The organism is Corallococcus silvisoli (assembly GCF_009909145.1).
Taxonomy (GTDB): Bacteria; Myxococcota; Myxococcia; order Myxococcales; family Myxococcaceae; genus Corallococcus; species Corallococcus silvisoli.
The window spans coordinates 280,994-303,968 of sequence record NZ_JAAAPJ010000010.1 but is presented as its reverse complement, the minus strand read 5'-3'; the positions used below and the strand labels follow the sequence as shown (position 1 = coordinate 303,968).

The following is a 22,975-nucleotide window of genomic DNA, read 5'->3' as shown; positions in this document are numbered from 1 at the left end:
AGACCCCTCCAGGAGTCGCCAGGTGAAGGGGACGGCTCTAGCCCGCGGTGGCCACGCGGGTGAGGTACTTGCCACCTTCACGCGTGTCGATCTTCAGCACGTCACCCTCGTTGATGAACAGGGGAACGTTGACCGTGAAGCCGGTCTCCATCGTCGCGGGCTTCATCGCGCCGGACACGGTGTCGCCGCGCACGCCCGGGTCGCACTTGGTGACCTTGAGGTCCACGGAGTTCGGCAACCCCACGGAGATGGCCTTGCCATTCCAGTAGAGGACTTCCACCGGGGTGTTCTCCTTGAGGAAGTTCTTCGCCTCGCCCAGGACCTTCTCCGTGATGAAGGTCTGCTCGAAGGTCTTCTTCTCCATGAAGTAGTACTCGTCGCCGGACGAGTAGAGGTACTCCATGTCCTTCTGCTCGATGTCGGGGATGCCCACCTTGTCGCCGGACTTCATGGTGGGCTCCAGCATGCGACCGCTGAGCAGGCTGCGAATCTTGGTCCGCACGAACGCGGAGCCCTTGCCCGGCTTGACGTGCTGGAAGTACTCGATCACGAACGGCTCGCCGTCGATCTCGATCTTCAAACCATTGCGGAACTCGGACGTGTCGACAAAACCGGCCATGGGGACCGACTCCTTCAGCCTGACCTGACTGACGTAAAGACGAAAGTCGGGGGTGTCTAGCCCATGCCCTGTTTCCTGCAAAGGGGAAACAGGCGGCACGCTGCGTCGCCGGGCAGGCTCGACAAGCCCCTGCCCGGGCGGGCGCGCGAGGCTACAGCTCCGCCTTCACCTGTGGCGCGGTGACGCGCAGGACGTAGCGCCCCTTGCCGAAGTTCCCGTCCGCGCGCAGGGCCAGCACCAGGAAGTAGTCCGGCGTCAGCAGGCGCATCACGGTGAGAACCTTCTCGCTGTTGACACTCACCTCGGTGACGGTGCCCGTCTTCAGCGACTCGGCCGCGTTCTTCAGCTGCGTGAGCAGGTTGGCGTACTCCACCCAGGTGCCGGAGACGTCCAGCTCCGTGGCCTCGTCCTTCTGGAACGTGTCCACGGAGATGCCGTCGAAGCCCATCACGCTGCACGCGAGGGCTCCGTCCACCTGGTTCACCACCGCTTCAAGGTGCGTGCGAAAGGACATGGTCATCCCGGCCGGGCATCAGCGCCCGAGCGCTACAGACACGTGGGGTACTGGCCGTCCTGTCCACCCAGCGACCCGCAAGGGGCCACGGGCGTGGGAGCCGTTCCAACCGCGCAGGCGGGAATGGCCACGGCCCGCTGGGAGACGTCGATGCCGTAGACGAGTTCGTTGGACTCGAACGACTTCTTGCCTGACGCGTACTTGCCCGTGAGCTGCGCCGTGACGAGCACCTGGACCGTCGTGCCTCCCGCGGTCGCCGCGGCCAGGGCCTGCGCGGCATCCGTGGTCATCAAGTTTGCCAGCAGCAGGTTCTCATCCGATCCCGGGTTGAGCGCCGCCGCGTAGGGAACTTCCTGGTCGGGGATGGAGACGCTGGGCGTCGAAGCGTAGGAAAGCTTCAGCGTTTCCACGAAGGCAGTGGCGGAACCACCGACGTCCCCCCCTGGATCCAGCGGGACGCCGTTCACGTCGATGGGCGTGTTGGTGTAGGCCGACCGGACGACGAGCCCGACCAGATAGGAACTCCTGAACTGGAGGTTGAGCGAGCCACTCGCAATGCCGGGAGCCGTGGCGGTGAAGGCGCAGGCATCGCTCGGCTGGATGGTCTGGAGGATCTGGACGACGTTGGCGCTTTCAGAGCACGAGCACAGACCCAGCGCCAGGGTCGCGGCAGCGAAGAAGGGCTTCATTGGAATGGGGTCTCCCAATCAGGGCGCCGAGCCTAGAGGCTCTGCGCGATGGTCTGCCGGTTGAGGATACGGGGCGTGATGAAGATGAGCAGTTCCTGACGCTCATCCGTCTCCAAAGTGCTCTTGAAGAAGAAGCCCAGCACGGGGATCCGCGACAGGAAGGGCACCGAGTCACGCGAGGTGCTGCCCCGGCGCACGTAGATGCCACCGATGACGGTGGTATCGCCATCCTTCACCAGGACCTGGGTGTTGGCCTCCTTGCGCTGGATGGACGGCTGACCATTCGCGCCCGTGTTGGACGGATCCGGCTGGTTGTTCTGCGCCGCGATGGACATGAGGATGCTGCCGTCCTGGGTGATGTGCGGCGTGACTTCCAGGGACAGGCGCGCTTCGACGAAGGTCGTGTTCACACCGCCGGCAGACGTCTGGCTGAACGGGATGGACAGACCCTGGCTGATGCGGGCCGTGTTGTTGTCGAGCGTCGTGACCTTGGGCGACGAGATGGTCTTCACCGTGCCCTCCGTCTCCGCCGCGGACAGGCGCAGGTTGAGCTGCAGGGCGCCGCCCGCGGAGCCGAAGGCGAAGCCCATGGCGCCACCGAGGCCTTCACCCACGGCCGCCGGCAGGTTCACCGCGAAGTTGGGCGCGGTCGGCACACCCGGCGCGGAGCCAGACGCGCCGCCGGTCACGCCGACGGTGCTGGGGAAGATGAGGCCGGTGGGGTTGCCGGACGCTTGCGACAAGCGAGCCTGCCCGCCCCACTGCACGCCCAGGGCGCGGCTGAAGGTAGTGCTCGCCTCCACGATGCGGCTCTCGATGAGCACCTGCGGCGTCTGCGTGTCCAGGCTGCGCACCAGGGCGCGCGCCTTCTCCGTGTTGGAGCGGATGTCCTTCACGATGAGCACGTTGGTGCGCGTGTCCACCGTCACCGAGCCACGGTCGCTGAGCACGTCCTTGACCCGCGACGACATGTCCGCGGCCACCGCGTAGTTCACCGGCACCAGGCTGACCAGCAGGTCCTCCTGCTGCTGCAGCGACTTCTTGCGCTCCTGGCGCAGCCGCGCCTCCTCTTCCAGGGTCTTCAGGGGCGCGATGCGGATGATGTTGCCCACCTGCTCCTGACCCAGCTGCTTGGTGCGCAGGATGAGGTCCAGCGCCTGGTCCCAGGGCACGTTGCGCAGGCGGATGGTCACGCGGCCCGACACGTCGTCGGCCACGACGATGTTGCGCTTGGAGATCTCCGCGATGACGCGCAGCAGGTTCTGGATGTCGATGTCCTTGAACTCGAAGGACACGCGCTTGCCACGGTAGCGCGCCTGCTGGGGCGCGCCCTCCGCCGCGTACGCCGGGGCCTCCGCGGTGAAGCCGGCGGTGCGCTGCGTGAGAGCCACCTCCTCCGTCTTCACGCCCTGCACGTCCAGCCGCCAGCTCAGGCTGTTGGCGCCCTGGGTGACGTTCTCCTCGATGGCGCCGTCGGCGGCGACCACCAGGCGCACCTTGCGGCCCTCACCCGGCACGCTGAAGGCGCTGATCATCTTCACCGGCGTGTCCAGCGCGCTGGTGTCCAGGCTGCGCTCCAGCTTCTTGGGCAGCCGCGCGTTCTCCAGCGTCAGCACCGCGCTGCGAGGATCCGGGCGGTCCACCTTCCACGCGGTCGCGCCGGACAGCTTCAGCTGCACACGGCCACCCGAGGGGCTCTCGTCGAAGGACAGGTCCTTGACCTCCACCACCGCGAGCTGCGGGGCGGACGGGGCCGCGGCAGGCTTCGCCGCCTCCTGCGCCGGCAGCGGCTGCGGGCGCAGCGGTTCGGTCTCCGCCACCGCGTCGCGGGGCTGGGAGGGCTTCGGCTTGCGCGCCACCGCGCCGCCCAGCACCACCTCCAGGCCACGGTCGGAGCGGTCCACGCGGTAGGCGGGCATGTCGCCCTTCGCAACCAGGACCAGGCGCACCTTGTCCTCATGGGCGCCCACGCGCACATCCTTGAGCAGGTTGCCCTTAACCTTGGGGGCCTTCGCGCTCAGGCCCACACCGTAAACGTCCACGGCCAGGCGAGGCGGATCCACCAGCTCCAGGACCTCGTAGCGAGCGATGTCGCCGTCGGCGCCCACGCGCAGGGCGTCGCCGTCCAGGGACAGCCGGGTGATGCGCTGGGCCGGGTGGGCCACCTCGCGCTCATCCGCCTCCGTGGCGACCACGTTCTCGCGGCCCGGGGTCTGGGACGCGGCGGACTTGGAGGAGGCACCCTCCTCCGGCACCACGGCGACCATCGCCTCGACCGGGGCCGGGGCGGCCACGGGGGCGGCCTTCACCGCCGCGGCGGCGACCACCGGGGCGGGCGCGGGCTTCGGCGTGGCGACGGGCTCCGCCGGCTTCGGCTCGGCGGGGGCCTGGGCGACCGCGGCGGCGGGGGCCACCGGCGAACCGTCCACGGAGATGACGACGCGGTTGCCTTCCGCGCGCACGTCGTACTGAGAGGCCTGATCGAGCGCCACCAGCACGCGGCCCACGCTGGCCCTCGCGTCGGAGAACTGAGCGGCCACCACGCCGGACACCGGACCGGTGCCGTCATGGTGCCCCTTGATGCCGGTGGCATCCGCGGACGACAGGTCCACCACCAGCCGCTCCGGCCCACTGAGCCTGAAGACGGTGAAGGTGGGCGGCCGGTTCCCGGTCACCACGACCTGCGCACCGGCTCCCGTCCGGGACACCTGCAGGTCCTTCAGCGTATTGAGATCCGCGCCGTACACCTTGGCGCTTGCCAGGACGACCGCCCATGCGGTCGCCATGATCCACTTGCCCCTCGTCACAGCGCTCTGCTCGAGCATGCGTCCCCTCAACAAGTTGGAAGCGGGCTGCGACTGCCCGCGGGCGCGCCGTGGGGCGCTACTCCCAGTTCTTGCCCGTCATCAGGTTGTAGGCGGGGTCCTTCACGCCATCCGCCTTGAGCTGCAGACTCACCGGATTGCTGATGAGCTCGCCCTTGGCTCCCGTGAAGACCTCGGTGACGGTGACCGAGTCCCGGAGAATCTGTGTCACCTTGCCGCCCTGACGCCCCACGCGGGTGTTGCGTCGGACGATGTGGCCGCGGCCCAGCGGATCCTCGACCATCGCCAGCGGACTGGCATCCCCCGTCACGACCGCCACCAGCTTGAGCTGGTCGAGGTCGAACACGCACAGGGGCTCGTTGCATGCCCGCTCCGGTGCGTCACGCGCCACCGGCCCCAGCTCCTCCAGCGGACTGCGGAACGGATCCCGCTTGCCCACCGGGCTGTACGTGTAGACGAACGCTGGCGCCGCCGACGCCTCGGTCTTCTCCTCCACCGGGGCCGCCGCGGGGGCAGCGACCTTGGGGGGAGCGGGAGCGGGGCTGGCCTTGGGGGTCTCCTCACAGGCAGACAACGTCAGCGCAAGCACCGCGGCGGTCATCGTGGATTTGAACGTCTTCATCCGCGTCATCCCTTGTCGCCCCAGTTGCCGGGCGGATCAAGTTTCTAGTTTTTCTTCGTCTCGATGAAACGGAACGTCGTCGCCAGGAAGCTGCTCTGGAGGACGACCTTCTCGTTCTTCAGGGCCGCGCCATCGAGCTTGATGTTGTTGACGTTCACGATGCGGCGCATGTTCGCCATCTCCTGCAGGAACATGGCGATCTCATGGTAGTTGCCGCTCACCGTCATCTTGATGGGGATGCGCGCGAAGAACTCGCCGCTCTGGACGAACTCCTTGTCGGGCTCCACGCGGGAGATCTCCAGGCCGGACTTCTTGCCGATGTCGTTGATCTGCGCGAGCAGCTCTTCCATGTCGCGCCGCTCCGGAAGCTCCGTGAGGGCCTCCGCCAGCTTCTGCTCCAACACGTCCATCTCGCGGCGGCGCTCGTTGAGGTTCTGGGCGATCTCGCTCTTCTCCGCGAGCTCCAGGTCCAGCTTCCGGCGCTCCGCGCCTCGACGGGCGATGTCCTCGTCCGTGGGCTGGATGGCCAGGAAGAAGTTGGCCACGGTCAGGAGGACGACGATGGCCGCGAGCCCGCCGAACTTCGCCGCGGGGGGGGCCTTCGCGAGTTGATCCAGGTATTTGTCCATGACAGGGGTCCTTCGCCGCCAATCAGATGGCGTAGTTGGCGGTGAGGGTGAGCTTGAACTCGACGAACGACGGGGCGCCGGCCAGGCTGGGCTTGGTCTGCACCGCGTTCGTCAGTTCGATGTTGCCGAAGAAGGGCTTGATGTCGCTCACGGAGAACTCCTCCACGCTGGCGGTCTCCGTGTTGAAGAGCTCCACGCGAGAGGTCTTGGCGTCGCGGCGCTGATCCACCAGGCGCCCCATGCCCTTGGGCGTCCACACCATGCCACCCAGGCCGCGCATCAGCTCCGCGACCTCGTCGTGACTGACGGCCGAGCCGTTGATGGTGACGCTGTTGGAGGCCTCCACGAAGTCCTTGAGCCAGACCTTCTTGGGCATGGCCGAGGACAGCGCGTCCAGCATGCGCACCGGACCGTTGCGGCCCTTGCGCAGCGTGTCCAGCACCGCGAGCTTCTTCTCCACCTCCGCCTTGCGGGCGTTGATGTTGGTCACCTCGCCGATGACCTTCTCCAGCTCCGCGATCTTCGCGCGCGTCTGGGCGATGCCCTGGTTGGCCCGCTTCAGCTCGTTGTCGCGGTCCGCGAACCAGAAGTAGTTACCCACCACCGCGGCGATCAGGACCGCGGCGTAGAGGGCCAGCACCTGCCGGCCCATCTCGCGCTTCTTCACCGCCCGGACGGGCAGCAGATTGATTCGAATCATCATGTGCGTCATCTCCTCGCGGCCAGAGCGGTTCAGCCCAGCTTGTCGCCCGGGCGCCGGAGCGCCAGTCCCACTGCCACCGCGGCCATGGGCGCCACGTCCATGATGAACGCAGGGTCGAACTTGCGGTTGTCCACTTCAATCTTCCGGAACGGGTTGAGGATCTCCACCGGCACGCCGGTCCGCGCCTCGATGGTCTTGAACAGGGCGGGAATCTTCGCGGTGCCACCAGACAGGTAGACCTTGGTGAAGTTCGAGTCCGCCGCGGTGCCCGCGTAGAAGTCCAGCGAGCGCTGGATTTCGCCCGCCACCTGCTCCGCCACGCTGGAGAGGACGCGCTCGACGTCCTGGGGAACGACGGCGTCCGCGTCCGCGCGGTTGCCGCCGATCTTCAGCGCCTCCGCCTCCTCGTAGGAGACGTTGAGCTGCTTCTGGATTTCTTCGGTGAACTGGTTGCCGCCGATGGTCACGTCGCGGGTGAACACCGTCACGCCGTTGGCGATGATGTTGATGTTCACCACGGAGGCGCCGGCGTTGATGAGGACGACGGTCTCCTTGTCCGGCAGCTCGTAGTTCGTGGAGAACATGTTCTGGACGGCGAACGCGTCCACGTCCACCACCACCGGCGCGAGGCCCGCCTCGGAGACCACGGTGGTGTAGTCGTTGATCATGTCCTTCTTGGCGGCCACCAGCAGCACGTCCATCTGACCGGTGGCGTCGTTGCCGCCGCCGTCGAGGATCTGCGTGTCGATGTTCACGTCCTTCACGTCGAAGGGGATGTACTGCTCCGCCTCCCACTGGATGCTCTCCTCGAGCTCCTCCTGGCTCATGCGGGGCATCTGGATCTTCTTGATGATGACCGAGTGGCCGGACACGCCAATGGCGACGTCCTTGCCCTTCACCTTCAGCTCGGACATCAGCTCCTGGACGGCCTGGACGATGGCCGTGGAGTTCATCAGCGCACCGTCAACGATGGCCTCGGGAGGCAGCGGCTTCATTCCGAAGCTCTGGAGCGCGTAGCCGACTTCGCCGCGCTTGCGCTGCTCCTTGAGCATGATCATCTTGATCGACGTCGACCCGATATCCAGCCCGAGTGCCAGTTTGCCCTTCGCCATGCGTAACTCCATCGGAGAGGCGGCCAGCGTAGCACCGGCTTGATACCCCTCCTAAAAAGTGCTTGGCGCCCGGCCGCCCATCGGACGGGGGAGCGCCGTGAAGACCGACACCACGACCGCGCCCCCGGGACCTGCCTTCGCGGAGGCCCGATTTTCCGGCTCCGGACGCGTTCCGTCAAATAGCGACGGAGAATTCCTGCGACGGCCTCCCGAAGGACCTCGCTCCGGCCCTCAGCTCCGGGAGCCTTCCGCGTCTGGATCGATGCCGTACTCCTTGATCTTGTAGAGGAGCGCCCGGTGGCTGATGTCCAGCACCTCGGCCGCCCGGGTGCGGTTGCCCTTCGTGCGGCGGAGGGCCGCCCGGATGTAGGACTCCTCCAGCTCTCGGATGGCGCGCTTGAGCGACAGGTCGCTCCCGACCTGTAGCGGTGGCGCCGTCCCGGCGGCCGCGGGTGCGGAAGCCGCCCACAGCTTCTCCGGCAGGCTGCCGGGCGCGATGTGCGTGCCCTCCGCGAGGAGCACCGCGCGCTCCATGGCGTTCTCCAGTTCGCGCACATTGCCCGGCCAGGCGTAGGCCGTGAGCAGGGCCTCCGCCTCCGGGGTGAAGCCCTCCACGGGCGGATCACGGTTGAGGTCGCGGTTGAAGCGGTGGAGGAAGGCCCTGGCGAGCACGGGAACGTCCTCGCGGCGCTCGCGCAGGGGCGGCAGGGTGAGGTTCACGACGTTGAGGCGGTAGTAGAGGTCCTCGCGAAACTCGCCCTTCTCCACCAGCTTGCCCAGGTCGCGCAGCGTGGCGGCGACCACGCGCACGTCCACGCGCTCCACGCGGCTCTCGCCCACCGGGCGGATCTCCCCCTCCTGGAGCACGCGCAGGAGCTTCACCTGCGCGCCCAGGGGCAGCTCGCCCACCTCATCAAGGAAGAGCGTGCCGCCGTCGGCCTCCGCGAACAGGCCCCGGCGGGCGGTGCGCGCGTCGGTGAACGCGCCCTTCGCATGGCCGAACAGCTCGCTCTCCAGGAGTCCGTGGGGGATCGCGCCGCAGTTGACCGCGACGAAGGGCATGGCGGAGCGGCGACTCTTGCCGTGCAGTTCGCGCGCGATGAGCTCCTTGCCGGTGCCGCTCTCCCCGGAGATGAGCACCGTGGTGTCCACCGGCGCCACGCGCGCCACCTGCTTGAGCACCGTCTGGAGCGCGGCGCTATGGCCCAGGATGTGCCCCCCGGACGCGCCAGGCAGCTGCGCTTCGTGCAGGCGCCGGTTCTCGCGGACCAGCCGTTCGCGCTCCTCCGCCTTGCGCAGGACGAGGACGATCTCCTCTGGCTTGAAGGGCTTCTGGACGTAGTCGTACGCCCCCGCCTGCACCGCCTCCAGCGCCTGCTCCTGGGAGCCATACGCGCTCATCACCACCACGGTGAGGCCGGGATGGTCCGCGAGCGCCGCCCGCAACACCGACAGCCCGTCGCGCCGGGGCATGCGCACGTCGGTCAGGAGGACGTCGTAGGCGCGGGCGGACAATTCGCGCAGGGCCTCATCGCTGTCCGCGACGGCGCGCACGTCGTAACCCTTGTCGGTGAGCACCAGGGTGAGGATGTGGCGGATGGACGGCTCGTCGTCAGCGACGAGGATGGTGCGGAAGAGGGGCATGGGGGTGCCGCCCATCATACGCCCGGATGCGCCTTCAGGCGGCCGGCAGGGACAACCGGAAGCACGCGCCGCCACCCGCGCCGTCGCGCGCGTCCAGCCGTCCCCCCATGCCCTGGGCCAGGTTCAGGGACACCGCGAGCCCCAGGCCCGTGCCCTGCCGCCCCTTGGTGGTGAAGAACGGCTCGAAGAGGCGCGCCCTCGCCTCGGGCGACAAGCCCGGGCCACTGTCCTCCACCTCCATGTGGAGGAGCGCGTCCTCGCGCCGGGCGGAGACGCGCACCCGGCCCTCGCCCCCCATGGCCTGGGCCGCGTTGAGCAGCAGGTTGATGAGGATCTGCGACAGCGGGCCTGGATCCGCGCGGGCCAGCAGGCCGGGCGTCACGTCCAACATCACGTCGACCCGGTCCAGCTCCGGCCCGGCCCGGACCAGGCGCACGCAGGTCTCCACCACCTGCCCCACGTCCACCGGCCCGGGCTGGGTGCTGGCGGGACGGCCCAGGTCCAGGAGCCCTCGCACGATGCGGTCGATGCGCAGCACCTCGTGGTCGATGCGCTCAAGAAAGTCCTTCAGCTCGGGCTCCCGCGCCCTGGAGCGCGCCAGGGAGAGATAGCCGAGGATGCCCGCCAGCGGGTTGCCCACCTCGTGCGCGACCCCCGCCGCCAGCTTTCCCACCGTGGCCAGCCGCTCGGAGGCGACCAGCTCCGTCTGCGCCCTCGCGAGCCGCGCGTTCGCCTCGCGCAGCGCTTCCAATTGGGAGCGGGTGAGTGCCTGCTCCTGGCGCAGCGCCTCCGCCATGCGCTGGAGTTCACTTTGGATGCGCGCCACGAGCGGGCCGCCCTGCCCCGTCAGCGGCACATCCAGTTGGAGCCGGCCCAGCTGCGCGACGGCCTTCTCGGTGGCGCGCAGCGGGCGGCCCACCGCGAGGTCCAGGACCCCGTACGCGAGGACGGTCAGCACCAGCAGGTCCAGACCCAACGCCAGCGGAAGGAAGGCGCGGATCCGCGACAGCGCCTCCATGTCCAGGGACCCCGGCAGTGCCAGTCGGCGCGCCATGTCCAGCAGGCGGATCAACACCGGCTGCAGGGTCAGCCACGACAGCCCCGTGGACAGCGAGCCCAGGAGGAAGGCCACGCTGGCGATGCGCCACTTCATCCCTGCACCGGCGGCGGGCCCCTCACCGGGTCCCACCGAGCATCAGCGCCACATCCAACGGCAGCACGCGCGCGAGCCACGGTCCCAGCAGCATCACCTCCAGCCCCGCAAGCGCGAGCCATGGGCCGAAGGGGATGTTGGTGGGACCGGGGACCCACTCCTCCTCTTCGCCGGTTTCGTCGAGCGGTGCGTCCGGGATGGGCTGGAAGAGCAGGCACCAGGGCACCAGCAACACCCGCTTCCACAGGGGAAGCCCGGGCTTCGTGAAGTCCCACGTCATCGTGGACTCGGGCTCCTCCTCCTCGCCCTCGGGTGTCGCGGCGACGGTCGGGGTGACGGGGGCGTCGGCATCCGGTCCCTGGGGAGGGTGGGCCCGCTGCGCGTCGCCGATCCCGGACCCAGGTGGAGGGGCTTCCGCCGCCCGCGCCTCGGCGTGGACCTCCGGCGGCGCGGACTCAGCCCCCTTCTCCCCGGTCTGTTCGGCCGCGCCTCGTGGACCCGCCCGGCCCGTGAGGGCCAGGAGCGCCACGCCGACGATGGAGCCCTGCAGCGACGAGAAGAAGAGGATGCCCAGGAGCGAGTGCCAGCCCAGGAACGCGCCCAAGAGCGCGACGAGGAACTTGTCCCCACCGCCCAGCGCCTCGCGCTTGAACAGGCGCCAGCCCACGTACTCCATCAACCGGAAGGCCCCGAAGCCCACCGCCGCTCCCACCACGGCCTGCACCACCGCGCCCGAGCCCCGGGGAATCGCCAGCAACACGCCCGCGGCGATGCCCGGCAGGGTGAGCGAGAACGGGAGGATCCAATGCTCCAGATCAATGAAGGTGAGGGGCACCAGCAGGAACACCAGCACCAGCGCGGGCACCAGCGCGTACGTCCAGTCGAAGCGCTTGAGGCACGCGAGGAACAACAGGCCCGTGAGCAGCTCCACCAGCACGTAGCGCGGGGAGATGGGCATGGCGCAGCCGCGACATCTCCCGCGCAGCCCCAGCCACGACAGCACGGGGATGTTCTCGTACCAGGAGAGCACGTGCCCGCACTTCGGGCAGCGCGACCCCGGCCGCACGATGCTCAGGCCTTCGGGCACCCGCGCGATGACGACATTGAGGAAGGAGCCGATACACAGGCCGAGGAAGAACAGGAAGAGGATGAAGAGGGGCTCGGCCCAGCCCGGCGCGTAGGTGAACGTCACGGAGCCCGGAATCCTACCCGCGCCCTCCGAACCTGGCGACTTCGCGGTGGAAGACGAAAACCGTCAGCGCTGGTGACAATTTTTGGCAGGCATCCCGCCGATCCATCCCCACCCTCCCCTGCCTGCCCTGGGAATCCCGTGGGTTGCGGGATTGTTGGGCATGGCACTCTTCGTGCTAACGTTCCCGCCGTCGTCCAACCCCCCTCTGCCCCTGCCGCGGAGTTCCCAAACATGATGAACCGTCTCTTCCGGAAGAAGGGTGGCTTCACCCTCATCGAGCTGATGATCGTGGTCGCCATCATCGGCATCCTGGCCGCCATCGCCATCCCGAACTTCATCCGCTTCCAGGCGAAGTCGAAGCAGTCCGAGGCGAAGACGAACCTCAAGGCCATCTTCACGGCCCAGAAGTCGTTCTTCGGTGAGAAGGACAAGTACTCCTCCGACTTCACGGTCATCGGCTTCGATCCGGAGCCCGCGAACCGCTACAGCTACGGCCTGATCCCCGGCTGCGCGGAGGCTACCCCCGCCAACGGGCGCGCTGCGCGCGCCAAGTTGGGCTGCATTGGCCAGGACTCCGCCAAGTTCCTCACCCCGCCCACCGCCATTAACTCGATCGCCGCCCTGGGCGTGCAGACCTCGGTCGCCAACTGCCCCAACTGCTGGTTCAGCGCGAACGCCGTCGGCAACGTCGACAACGACCCCGAGGGCGACGCCTGGGGCATCACCTCCAACCCGCTGGGCGAGACGCTGGCCAACACCTGCGGCGTGGACTCCACCCTGGTGGCCGCCGGCGAGCCGGGCAACGCGTACAACGACGTGAGCTGCCCGTAGTCATTTGATTCTTCAAACCATCCCCAGCAGAAGCGGGTGATGGCAGAATCCAAGGAGCGCCCGGGCATTTCGGGCGCTCCTTTTTCGTTGGGTCAACCATGGACAAGATGTACCTGCGATTCGTCCCGGGCGTGCTGATCGTGGCGCTGTTGTCCGCGCCCCCCCGGCCCGTCTCCAGGCAGGGGGGTGGCCCGCTGTTGCCCCGCCCCGGACTGCTCAAGACGCTCTTCAAGTCTCAGCAGGGCTTGGTCACCGACTACTTCTGGATCATGATGCTCAATCGCATCGGGGCGGCGAACCGGCCGGACGAGTACCGCCATATCTACGACTACGCGGACCTCGTCACCGACCTGGATCCCGCCTTCTGGCAGGCTTATTTCTACTCGGGTATCACGATGCCGGTGCACCGAGGCAAGGGCGAGTACACCAACGTCACGGAGTCCAGCGCGATCCTCCGAAAGGGGTTCCAGCACCTGCCGGACAACCAGCGGCTTTCCTTCCAGTTGGCGTACAATCTGATGTTCTTCGAGAAGAAGTACAAGGAAGCGGCGGACATCATCAAAACGATGTCCCAGCGTCCTGACGCCCCCTCGTGGTACTCCGCGCTCGCCACGCGGCTGTATGCACAGTCGGGTGACTTCGACAGCGGCCTGTCCCTCAGCATGGCCCTGCGCGACAGCGCGACGGACGAGGAGACGCGAGAGTTCTACGCTCGCCGCGTGCAGGAGATCCTCCAGGAGCGCGTGCTGCGCTCCATCGACACGGCCATCGCGAGCTACCGCGCCCGCGAGGGCCACCTGCCCGACAACCTTCCCGCGCTGGTCGCCGCCGGAGACCTTCCCCAGGTTCCGGAGGATCCACTGGGAGGCAAGCTCTTCGTGGGCGAGGATGGCCGCGCCTACTCAGACGCCGTGCGCTTCCGCATGGAACTCATCCAGGATGAACGCACCGACGACGGCGACAATCTGACGCCCCAGCCCCGAGTCACGAGCCATGACGAATCCCAGCCCTGAAGCCCCGCCCATCCAGACGCAGGGACTCGAGAAGACGTACAAGGTCGGCTTCTGGTTCAACCGCACCGTTCGGGCCCTGCAGTCACTGGATCTGCAGGTGGACACCGGTCAGATCTACGGCCTGCTCGGCCCCAATGGCGCCGGCAAGTCCACCACCATCAAGATCCTGATGAACCTGGTGCGCCCCAGCGGCGGCACCGCGCGGCTCTTCGGACAGCCGGTGGAGGACGCGGCCACCCGGCGGCTGGTGGGCTTCCTGCCGGAGAACCCCGCCCCGTACGAGTACCTCACGGGCCGGGAGTTCGTGACGCTGGCGGGGCAGCTCGCGGGCCTCAGCGGCCACGACCTGGACGTGCGCGTCACGGAGGTGCTGGGCGCGGTGGAGATGGCGGGCGCGGAGAAGCTGCAGATCCGCCGCTACTCCAAGGGCATGGTGCAGCGCGTGGCCCTGGCGCAGGCGCTGGTGGGCCGGCCGAAGCTGCTCATCCTGGATGAGCCCACGAGCGGCTTGGATCCGCTGGGGCGCCGGCAGATGCGCGACCTCATCCTGGCGGAGCGGGACAAGGGCACCACGGTGCTGTTCTGCAGCCACATCATTCCGGACGTGGAGTCGCTCTGCGACCGGCTGGCGGTGCTGGTGGGCGGCCGCCGGGTGCGCGAGGGCAGCGTGCAGGAGCTGGTGTCCGCGCAGGTCCCCACCGTGGAGGTCGTCGTGGAGGGGATGAAGCCCGACGAGGTTCGCGGGCTGGGCGTACCGCTGGAGTCGCTGCAGGCGCTCGACGGGCGCGTGATGTTGCAGGTGGCGGACGTGGACAGCCAGCGGCTCCTGGGTGGCGTCCTGGGCGCGGGCGGCCGGGTGAACCGGATGCAGCCGGCGACGTTCTCCCTGGAGCAGTTGTTCATGAACGCGCTGAAGGAATCAGGCCGCGCGACCAGCGTGGGTGGGGAGATCAACACGTGAGCGCCTTCTCGGCGATGATGTGGAACGGCTTTCGCGAGGCGCGCCGCAACCGGGTGACGGTGGTGGTGGGCGTGTTCGCCGCCGTGGTGCTGCTGTCCTCCTCCCTGGTGACGGAGGTCACGGTCGCGACCTTCGACCGCGTGCTGACGGACTTCGGACTGGGGATGATGAGCATCATCCTCGTTTTCCTCACCATCTTCCTGTCCAGCAGCCTGCTCAGCCGGGAGATTGAACGGCGCACCATCTTCCTGGTGGTGAGCAAGCCCGTGTCGCGCCGTCAGTTCCTGCTCGCGCGCCTCGCGGGCACGATGCTGACGCTGGGGGTGCTGCTGGTCGCGATGACGCTTGTCTTCCTGGGCGAGCTCCTGCTCTTCGGCGCGGACGTCACCACGACCCAGTTGCTCGCGAGCGTGGGGCTGTGGTTCGAGCTGCTGATCATCAGCAGCGTGGGCATCCTGTTCTCCAGCTTCGCGGGGCCGGCGGTGTCCGCCATCGCCACCACGGGCATGTACTTCACCGGGCACCTGACGGGTGACCTGTACACGCTCGCAAACCGCTCGGAGAGCATTGCGGTCCGAGGCATTGGCAAGGCGCTCTACTACCTGCTGCCCAACCTGGAGCGGGTGAACTTCCGGCCCCAGGCCACGTACGCGCTGCCGGTGGACGCTTCCACGTTCCTGTCAGGCGTGGGCTACAGCCTGGCCTGGACGCTGGTGCTCACCACGCTGGCCATCTTCATCTTCGAGCGGCGCGACTTCCGCTAAGCCGCCGCGGGACACCGCCCAAGGCCGAAGCGCTTCCCCAGACAGGCAGGGCCAACCCCAGCCACGCCGCGGCGCCCAACGACAGGCCCGCGGTGAGACCAGGGGTGCGGTCGCACAGCGCCACCACATAGTGGCCGGCGGGCACCACCACCGCACGCACCGCCACATCGGCGGGGAGGAGGGGGACAGATTGCCCGCCCAGCGGCGCGCTCCAGCCGGGTTGAGGCGCGTCGCTGACATTGCCCTGCGCACCTGGTCGCGCCCCAGCCCTCCGGCCGGTCCTGCGGACCGAAGCGGAGTGCGCTCCCCGAGGTGGGGCGGAGACCGCGGCATCGGCCCGCGCCAGGGCCTTGCACGCGGGCATCAGGTCCGTCTGGCGGCCAGAGCGCATCCTTCAGCGGCGCGTTCGCATCTCCCGCGCGCCCACCGGCCCGCACACGTGCGGGAGCGCTCCGCGGACTCCGTCTTCGCTCGCGACTTCCGGAGGGAACTAACCGGTGCGCGTCCCGCTCGGCTCATCCAGTTCGTCCGTGAGCCCGTGCTTCGCGAGCCGGTAGCGGAACGAACGGAACGACAGGCCCAGGAGCTCCGCGGCGCGCGTCTTCACCCCTTGCGCCTGCTTGAGCGCGGCCAGCAGGTGCCGGCGTTCGTGGTCATCCAGGTGCCGCTCCAGGTTGAAGCCCTGCCCCAGCATGGGTTCGCCGCCGTCACCCGCGCGCACCTGGGGCTCCGTCTCGCCCCGCACGGAGGGCGGCAGCGTCGTGGGCCCCAGCACGTCCGAGTCCGACAACGTGGCCGCGCGCTCCACCATGTTCTGCAACTGGCGCACGTTGCCCGGGAAGGCGTAGCGCTCCATCAGCACCAGCGTCTCCGGCGCGAACCTCAGGCCCGGACGCCCCAGCTCCTCCGACAGCCGGGACAGGAAGAACGTGGCCAGGTGCGGGATGTCCTCCGCACGCTCACGCAGGGGGGGCAGCTCCAGCGTGATGACGTTGAGCCGGTAGAAGAGGTCTTCGCGGAAGCGGCCCGCCTGCACCTCCGCCTCCAGCCGGCGGTTGGTGGCGGCGATGACGCGCGCATGGAAGGGAATCTCCGCCGCGCTGCCCACCGGCTTCACCTTGCGCTCCTGCAACACGCGCAACAGCTTCACCTGCGTGGACAGGGGCATCTCCCCCACTTCGTCCAGCATCACCGTGCCTTCGCCCGCGGAGACGAGCAGGCCCGGCCGCTCATGGGTGGCGCCGGTGAAGGCCCCCCTCATGTGGCCGAACAGCTCGCTCTCCAGCACGCCCTCGTTGAGGGCCGCGCAGTTGAAGGGCAGGAAGGGCTGAGCCGCGCGGTGGCCCCGCAGGTGGACGGCGCGGGCCACCAGCTCCTTGCCGGTGCCGCTCTCTCCCGTCACCAGCACCGTGCTCCGGCCCGGCGCCACCTTCTCCACCAGCTGCCACAGGGCCCGCATGCGGGGGCTCGTCCCCACCAGCAGCCCCCCCAACCCCGGGAGCAGCCGCGCCTTCAGCGTGCTGTTCTCCTGCCGCAGCGCGCGCTTCTCCAGCGCCTTGTGCACGAGCAGCCGCAGCTCCTCGTTGTCGAAGGGCTTGCAGATGTAGTCGTACGCGCCCTCGCGCATGGCCTCCACCGCGGAGGACGGCGTGCCGAAGGCGGTGATGAGCACGACCTCCGGCGGCTCCTTGCGCGAGCGGGCCGCCCGGAGCACGTCCAGGCCGCTGCCCGTGCCCAGCTTCATGTCGGAGATGACCAGGTCCACCTGGTCCTTCTCCAGCACCGCGCGGGCAGGCTCCACCGCGGGCACGCTCGTCACGGCGTAGCCTTCCCGCACGAGCAAGATCTCCAGGTACTCGCGCATGGACAGCTCGTCGTCCACCACCAGGACGTGTCCGCGCGGACCTCCGTCGTGGACGGAAGGCGCTGTCATAGGGGCAGCCCCACGAGGAACTCCGTGCCGTCAGCCGGATGCGACGTCACGCGGATGCTCCCGCCGTGCGCGCGGATGATGGAGTGCGCGGTGGACAGCCCCAGCCCGGTGCCGCCGTTGCGGGTGGTGAAGAACGGCTCGAACAGGTGTCCCATCATCTCCTCCGTGATGCTGCCGGCCGAGTCCCACACCCGAATCTGCGCTTCCTTCTCCGCGCGCGCCAGGGCCACCCTCACCGTGCCCCGCGGACCCGCCGCCTGGAAGCCGTTGCGCACCAGGTTGATGAGCACCTGGCGCAGCTGATCCGGATCCACCGGCGCCGTCAGGGCCTCCGGCACCCGCACCTCCATCAGCACCTCGCGCGCCAGCGGGTCCGCGCGCAGCATCTCCACCGTCTCCGACAACAGGGCGTCCAGCGCCACCGGGCGGCGCTGGGGCTCTTGCGGTCGAGCGAAGCGCAGGAAGTCCTCCACCAGCCGCGCCAGCCGGTCCGCCTCCCGCGTGAGGATGCCGGTGAGCTTCTTCACCACCGCGTCGGTGGACTGCTCCTGAGCCAGCAGCTGCGCGGAGCCCCGCATGGCGGCGAGCGGATTTCGGATTTCGTGCGCCAGCTGCGCGGACAGGGCCCCCAGGCTGGCCAGCCGGTCCGTGCGCTTCAGGTCCTCCTCCATGCGCCGCAGCTCCGTGAGGTCCTGGAAGACGATGAGCAGCGCCCCGGCCTCGCCCTCCAGCGGCGACACCGACAGGCCCAGCACCCGGTTGCCCCCGGGCGTCCGCACCCGCAGCTCGCCTCGCACGGAGCGCGGCGTCAACCCCATCACGCCCGGCAGCAGCTGCTCCAAGGGCTGCCCCACCCCCATGAAGGTGTCGACCTGGAGGATGCCGCTGGCCGCCGAGTTGAGGAAGGTGACGCGCCGCTCGACGTCGCAGGTGACGAGCCCCGAGGGCATGGAGGACAGGATGAGCTGCTGCAGCCTCCCCAACCGGCGCAGGTCCGCCTCGCTCTGGGACAGCGCGCCGCCCGTGGCGGACAGCTGGCGCGACAGGTAGCCGGACAGGACCGCGATGAGCACCAACGCCAGCGCGTTGCTGCCCAGCACGAAGAGCACCCGCCCGCCCGGCACCGTCACCACGTCCGCGGGCGTGGTGAGGCGGATGACGAGCAGGAGCGCGGTGAAGGCGAACGCGGAGACGGCCGCCGCCGCCAGCGCGCCCCGCCAGTCCAGCACTACCGCCGCGCCAATGACGGCCAGGCTGTAGAGGAACGTGAGCGGCGAGTCCGCGCCGCCGCTCAGGTAGACGAGCCCGGTGGCGATGAGCACGTCGCCCACCACCGTCACCGTGGCGTCCAGGCGGCCCGCGGTGCCCCGGCGCAGCCGCAGGCCCGTCACCACCGTGAGGACGTAGGCGCCCGCGATGACCGCGAACGACAGCGAGTCCGCCCGGCTGGGCTCCTGCGCCGGCTGCGTCAGCAGGCGCACCACCGTCACGACGAGCGACAGGCTCGCCGCGACGGTGCGGAACAACACCAGCCACACCAGGCGCGGGCGCAGCCCGGAGGCCGCGCCAGGCGCCCGACCCTCCAGGCGCGCGCTACTTGATCGCGCCGGCAAGGCTGAAGATGGGCAGGTACATGGCGATGAGGAAGCCACCCACCACGCCGCCGAGGAACACCATCAGCAGCGGTTCGATCATCGACGTCAGCGCGCCGATGGCGGTGTCCACCTCGTCGTCGTAGAAGTCCGCGATCTTGTTGAGCATCGTGTCCATGGCGCCCGTCGCCTCGCCGACGCCAATCATCTGCACCACCATCGACGGGAACACCTTGGTCTCCAGCAGCGGACCCGCGATGTTCTTGCCCTCGGCGATCTTCCCGCGAACGTAATAGATGGCCTCTTCCACGGTGCGATTGCCGGCCGTCTTCGCGGTCACGTCCAGCGCGTCCAGGATGGGCACGCCCGAGGAGATCATCGTGCCCAGCGTGCGCGTGAAGCGCGCCACCGCCACCTTGCGGAGCACGTCGCCGAACAGGGGCAGCTTGAGGAACAGCTTGTCCCAGAACTTGCGGCCCCGGGGCTGGCGGTAGGTCCAGGTGAAGGAGAAGACGAGCGCGGCGACGCCGATGACCGCGTGGAGGAAGTACTCCTGCGCGAACTTCGACAGGTCCACGACCACCTGCGTGGGGCCCGGCAGCTGTGAACCGAAGTCCGCGAACATCTTCTCGAAGACGGGCGTCACCTTGAGGAGCAGCAGCGCCGTCACGCCAATGGCCACCAGGATGACGATGGTGGGGTAGGTCATGGCGCCCTTGACCTTGGCCTTGAGCTTCTCGTTCTTCTCGCGGTAGGCGGCGAGCCGGTTGAGGATGGTGTCGAGGATACCGCCCACCTCGCCCGCGGCGCACAGCTGCACGTAGAGCTCGTCGAAGACCTTGGGGTGCTCCTTCAGCGCGTCCGCGAAGGTGCTGCCCTGCTCCACCTTGCCCTTGATGGCGAACACCACCTTCTTGAAGGCGGGGTTGTCCATCTGGCTGGCCAGGATGTCCAGACACTGCACCAGCGGCAGACCCGCGTCGATCATCGTCGCGAACTGGCGGGTGAAGATGAGGATGTCCTTGCCCGTCACCCCGCCCAGGCCGGGCAGGCTGATTTCCCCGTCGAGCGCGCTCTTCTTGCGCACCTTCGTCGGGTTGAGGCCCAGGGACTTGAGACGTGCGTTGACAGCCTCGATGTCCGAGGCCTCCATCTCGCCCTTCTTGTTCTCCCCGCTCTTGGTCTTCGCCTCCCAGAGGAACTGGGCCGTGTTCTTCTTGGACGCTGTCGCCTTCTGCTGGACCGCTGGTGCTGCCATAACCTGGACCTCCGGGGAGGGCGCGAGTCTAACCCGCGAAATTCACGTCGGAAAACTAACGGGCGCCCGCTCCTCCGGCCGGCCGCTGGGCTCCCCCCGGGGCGCCGCCCGTGGCCAGGATGTTGCGCAGCTCTTCCGGGTCGGAGGAACGGCCGAAGGCCTCGTCCTGGGTGATGAGCCGGCGCGCCAGGAGGGCGGCCAGCGCCTGGTTGAACGTCTGCATGCCGTACTTCGCCTGGCCCACCTGCATGGAGGAGTAGATCTGGTGGACCTTGTCCTCGCGGATGAGGTTCCGGATGGCGGGGTTGGGCACCATGACCTCCAGCGCCAGCACGCGGCCCGGAGCGCCCGCCTTGGCCACGAGCGCCTGGCTCATCACGCCCTCCAACACGAAGGACAGCTGGGCGCGCACCTGGGGCTGCTGGTACGGGGGAAAGACGTCCAGGACGCGGTTGATGGTCTGCACCGCGCTGTTGGTGTGCAGCGTCGCGTAGCAGATGTGGCCCGTCTCCGCGATGGTGAGCGCCGCTTCGATGGTCTCCAGGTCGCGGAGCTCACCCACCAGCACCACGTCCGGGTCCTGGCGCAGGATGTACTTGAGGGCCGTCTTGAAGTTGCGCGTGTCCGCCCCCACCTCGCGCTGGTTCACCAGGCAGTTCTTGTGCGGGTGCAGGTACTCGATGGGGTCCTCGATGGTCATGATGTGCTCATGACGCTCGGTGTTGATCTTGTCGATCATCGAGGCCAGCGTGGTGGACTTGCCGGAGCCCGTGGGGCCCGTCACCAGGATGAGGCCGCGCGGCTTCTTCACCAGCTCCGCCACCACCGGCGGCAGGCCCAGCTCCTGGAACGTCAGGATCTTGAAGGGAATGGTGCGGAACGCGCCGGCGACGGCGCCGCGCTGCATGAAGATGTTCGCGCGGAAGCGCGACAGGCCCTTCACGCCGAACGACAGGTCCAGCTCGTTCTCCTCCTCGAACTTGTGCTTCTGCGCGTCCGTGAGGATGGAGTAGCAGAGCTGCTTCGTCTCCACGGGGGTGAGCGGCGCCGTCTTGAGCGGGACGAGTTCACCGTCCACGCGCAGCTGCGGCGGCGAGCCGGTGGTGATGTGGAGGTCGGAAGAGCCCTTCTCGACCATCGCCTTGAGGAGCTGGTGCAGGTTGGCCACGGATGCGTGTCCTGTCGCGGAGAGGTGTGGTGGAGGAAGGTGACTAGAAGCGGTCCGGCGCGGTGTTGCCCACGACCTCTTCGAGCGTGGTCATGCCGTCCATCAGCTTCCTGAGCGCGCTCATGCGCAGGCTGCTCATGCCCAGGCGGATGGCCTCCTGCTTCAGTTCGGCCGCGGAGGCGCCGTTGATGACCAGCTCCTTGAGGCCATCCCAGAAGGGCATGACCTCGTAGATGGCCACGCGGCCGCGGTAGCCGCGGTCGTTGCAATCGCGGCAGCCGACCTTCTCGTACATGGTGAAGGTGCCCATCTTGTCCGGCGGGATGCCCGCGTCGATGAGGGCCTGCTCGTCCACCTTCTCCGCGGGGCGCTTGCAGGCCGGGCACAGCCGGCGCGCCAGACGCTGGGCGAGGATGAGGTTGAGCGACGCCGTCACGAGGAACGGCTCGATGCCCATGTTGAGCAGACGGCTCACCGTGCCCGGGGCGTCGTTGGTGTGCAGCGTGGAGAGCACCAGGTGGCCGGTGAGCGCCGCCTTCACGCCGATTTCCGCCGTCTCGAAGTCGCGGATCTCACCGATCATGATGATGTCGGGGTCCTGGCGGAGGAACGAGCGCAGGCCGGCCGCGAAGTTCAGGCCGATGTCCTCGTGCATCTGCACCTGGTTGATGCCGGCGAAGTTGAATTCGACCGGGTCCTCCGCGGTGCAGATGTTGGTGCCCACGTCGTTGAGGCTGGAGAGCGCCGAGTACAGCGTCGTCGTCTTGCCGGAGCCCGTGGGGCCCGTCACCAGCACCATGCCGTAGGGCCGGTCGATGGCCTCCTTGAACCAGGCCAGGGGCTGCGCGTCGAAGCCCAGCTTGGTCATGTCCAGCTGCAGGTTGCTCTTGTCGAGCAAGCGCATCACGACCTTCTCGCCGAAGAGCGTGGGGCACACGCTCACGCGGAAGTCCATCTCCTTGCCGCCGCCGATCTTGATCTTGATGCGGCCGTCCTGCGGCAGGCGCCGTTCGGAGATGTCCAGCGACGCCATGATCTTCAGACGGCTGGTGATGGCGTTGCGCAGCTTCATGGGCGGGCGCATCACCTCGTACATCACGCCGTCGATGCGGAAGCGGACCCGGAAGTCCTTCTCGTACGGTTCGATGTGGATGTCGGACGCGCGCTTCTTGATGGCGTCCATCAGGATGAGGTTCACCAGCTTGACCACGGGCGCGTCGTCCGCGGCCTTGGCCATCTCATCCAGGTTCTCCTGCTCCTCCTTGGCGACCTCGATGTCGTCGCTCACGTCGCCGACGATGTCCTCCAGCGAGGGGCCCTTCTCCGCGTAGTAGCGCTCGATGGACTCGCGGATGGAGATCTCCGACGCGACCACGGCTTCGATGTTGTAGCCGGTGAGGAACTTCAGGTCGTCCACCGCGAAGATGTTGGACGGGTCGCACATGGCCACGATGAGCGACGGGCCCGCGCGGTTGACCGGGATCACCAGGTGCTTCTCGGCCACCTCCTTGGGCACGAGCTTGATGATGTCCGGATCAATGTCGAAGTCCTTCAGGTTGATGGCCGGCACGCCGTACTGCTTCGACAGGAAGTCGGTGAGCTTCGACTCCTCGATGGCGCCCGTCTTGATGAGCGCCGTGCCGATGCGCGCACCACTCTTCTGCTGCTCCTCCTGCGCCTTGCGGAGTTGCTGGACGGAGATGAGGTTCTCGCGCACCAGCAATTCACCGAGTCGACCGGACATTTCTGGGGT

At 68.2% G+C, this 22,975-nt stretch carries 20 protein-coding genes; 4 read left to right on the top strand and 16 right to left on the bottom strand.

What is annotated here, in order from left to right:
• Window positions 1-37 precede the first annotated feature (37 nt).
• The 11 genes from efp to GTY96_RS21490 all read right to left on the bottom strand — a co-directional run bounded on the left by efp (window position 38) and on the right by GTY96_RS21490 (window position 11,702).
• Window positions 38-619 (bottom strand): elongation factor P, encoded by a 582-nt coding sequence (efp, locus tag GTY96_RS21540; protein WP_120602972.1) that lies wholly within the window; start codon window positions 617-619, stop codon window positions 38-40.
• 151 nt (window positions 620-770) lie between these two features.
• A complete protein-coding gene (locus GTY96_RS21535) occupies window positions 771-1,133 on the bottom strand; it encodes a roadblock/LC7 domain-containing protein (protein WP_143900098.1) in 363 nt (120 codons plus the stop codon).
• Window positions 1,134-1,165: 32 nt separating this feature from the next.
• The gene (locus tag GTY96_RS21530; protein ID WP_161665652.1) at window positions 1,166-1,822 is read right to left on the bottom strand and encodes a hypothetical protein; all 657 of its coding nucleotides are present in this window, start codon (window positions 1,820-1,822) and stop codon (window positions 1,166-1,168) included.
• A gap of 32 nt (window positions 1,823-1,854) precedes the next feature.
• Complete coding sequence (pilQ, locus tag GTY96_RS21525; RefSeq protein WP_161665651.1) at window positions 1,855-4,647, bottom strand: type IV pilus secretin PilQ; 2,793 nt, start codon at window positions 4,645-4,647, stop codon at window positions 1,855-1,857.
• Window positions 4,648-4,705: 58 nt separating this feature from the next.
• Window positions 4,706-5,269 carry a pilus assembly protein PilP gene (locus tag GTY96_RS21520; RefSeq protein ID WP_186001845.1) on the bottom strand — a complete coding sequence of 188 codons (564 nt, stop codon included), beginning with the start codon at window positions 5,267-5,269 and terminating at the stop codon, window positions 4,706-4,708.
• Window positions 5,270-5,313: 44 nt separating this feature from the next.
• On the bottom strand, window positions 5,314-5,898 hold the full coding sequence (locus GTY96_RS21515) for a type IV pilus inner membrane component PilO (RefSeq protein WP_143900106.1): 585 nt from the start codon (window positions 5,896-5,898) through the stop codon (window positions 5,314-5,316).
• Window positions 5,899-5,920: 22 nt separating this feature from the next.
• On the bottom strand, window positions 5,921-6,601 hold the full coding sequence (locus GTY96_RS21510; RefSeq protein WP_161665650.1) for a PilN domain-containing protein: 681 nt from the start codon (window positions 6,599-6,601) through the stop codon (window positions 5,921-5,923).
• 29 nt (window positions 6,602-6,630) lie between these two features.
• Window positions 6,631-7,713, bottom strand: a complete 1,083-nt coding sequence (gene pilM, locus GTY96_RS21505; protein ID WP_014399064.1) for a type IV pilus assembly protein PilM — start codon at window positions 7,711-7,713, stop codon at window positions 6,631-6,633.
• A 231-nt stretch (window positions 7,714-7,944) separates the two neighbouring features.
• Window positions 7,945-9,357, bottom strand: a complete 1,413-nt coding sequence (locus GTY96_RS21500; RefSeq protein WP_161665649.1) for a sigma-54-dependent transcriptional regulator — start codon at window positions 9,355-9,357, stop codon at window positions 7,945-7,947.
• A 34-nt stretch (window positions 9,358-9,391) separates the two neighbouring features.
• Window positions 9,392-10,510 carry a sensor histidine kinase gene (locus tag GTY96_RS21495; RefSeq protein ID WP_143900113.1) on the bottom strand — a complete coding sequence of 373 codons (1,119 nt, stop codon included), beginning with the start codon at window positions 10,508-10,510 and terminating at the stop codon, window positions 9,392-9,394.
• Between the two features lie 22 nt (window positions 10,511-10,532).
• Window positions 10,533-11,702: a prepilin peptidase gene (locus GTY96_RS21490; protein WP_161665648.1), complete on the bottom strand. Its 1,170-nt coding sequence runs from the start codon at window positions 11,700-11,702 to the stop codon at window positions 10,533-10,535.
• Between the two features lie 231 nt (window positions 11,703-11,933).
• Between GTY96_RS21490 and GTY96_RS21485 the strand changes: the two genes are divergently transcribed.
• From GTY96_RS21485 to GTY96_RS21470, 4 genes are all read left to right on the top strand, one after another.
• Window positions 11,934-12,533, top strand: coding sequence for a type IV pilin protein (locus tag GTY96_RS21485; RefSeq protein ID WP_328700960.1), 600 nt, complete (start codon window positions 11,934-11,936; stop codon window positions 12,531-12,533).
• A gap of 98 nt (window positions 12,534-12,631) precedes the next feature.
• Window positions 12,632-13,546: a tetratricopeptide repeat protein gene (locus tag GTY96_RS21480; protein WP_161665647.1), complete on the top strand. Its 915-nt coding sequence runs from the start codon at window positions 12,632-12,634 to the stop codon at window positions 13,544-13,546.
• Window positions 13,527-14,507 (top strand): ABC transporter ATP-binding protein, encoded by a 981-nt coding sequence (locus GTY96_RS21475; protein WP_161665646.1) that lies wholly within the window; start codon window positions 13,527-13,529, stop codon window positions 14,505-14,507. The genes GTY96_RS21480 and GTY96_RS21475 overlap by 20 nt, the downstream gene beginning before the upstream one ends.
• Window positions 14,504-15,271 carry an ABC transporter permease gene (locus GTY96_RS21470; protein ID WP_161665645.1) on the top strand — a complete coding sequence of 256 codons (768 nt, stop codon included), beginning with the start codon at window positions 14,504-14,506 and terminating at the stop codon, window positions 15,269-15,271. Before GTY96_RS21475 ends, GTY96_RS21470 begins: the two co-directional genes overlap by 4 nt.
• 490 nt (window positions 15,272-15,761) lie before the next feature.
• On the opposite strand, the gene GTY96_RS21465 is transcribed toward GTY96_RS21470, so the two are convergent.
• From GTY96_RS21465 to pilB, 5 genes are read right to left on the bottom strand one after another with little or no spacing between them, the layout of a single operon-like run.
• Window positions 15,762-17,204, bottom strand: a complete 1,443-nt coding sequence (locus GTY96_RS21465; protein WP_161665644.1) for a sigma-54-dependent transcriptional regulator — start codon at window positions 17,202-17,204, stop codon at window positions 15,762-15,764.
• Window positions 17,201-18,757, bottom strand: a complete 1,557-nt coding sequence (locus GTY96_RS21460) for a two-component system sensor histidine kinase NtrB (RefSeq protein WP_456318758.1) — start codon at window positions 18,755-18,757, stop codon at window positions 17,201-17,203. Before GTY96_RS21460 ends, GTY96_RS21465 begins: the two co-directional genes overlap by 4 nt.
• A gap of 40 nt (window positions 18,758-18,797) precedes the next feature.
• Window positions 18,798-20,054, bottom strand: coding sequence for a type II secretion system F family protein (locus tag GTY96_RS21455; protein ID WP_143900128.1), 1,257 nt, complete (start codon window positions 20,052-20,054; stop codon window positions 18,798-18,800).
• A gap of 55 nt (window positions 20,055-20,109) precedes the next feature.
• The gene (locus tag GTY96_RS21450; protein ID WP_143900130.1) at window positions 20,110-21,222 is read right to left on the bottom strand and encodes a type IV pilus twitching motility protein PilT; all 1,113 of its coding nucleotides are present in this window, start codon (window positions 21,220-21,222) and stop codon (window positions 20,110-20,112) included.
• 43 nt (window positions 21,223-21,265) lie between these two features.
• Window positions 21,266-22,966, bottom strand: a complete 1,701-nt coding sequence (pilB, locus tag GTY96_RS21445) for a type IV-A pilus assembly ATPase PilB (RefSeq protein WP_161665643.1) — start codon at window positions 22,964-22,966, stop codon at window positions 21,266-21,268.
• Window positions 22,967-22,975 lie beyond the last annotated feature (9 nt).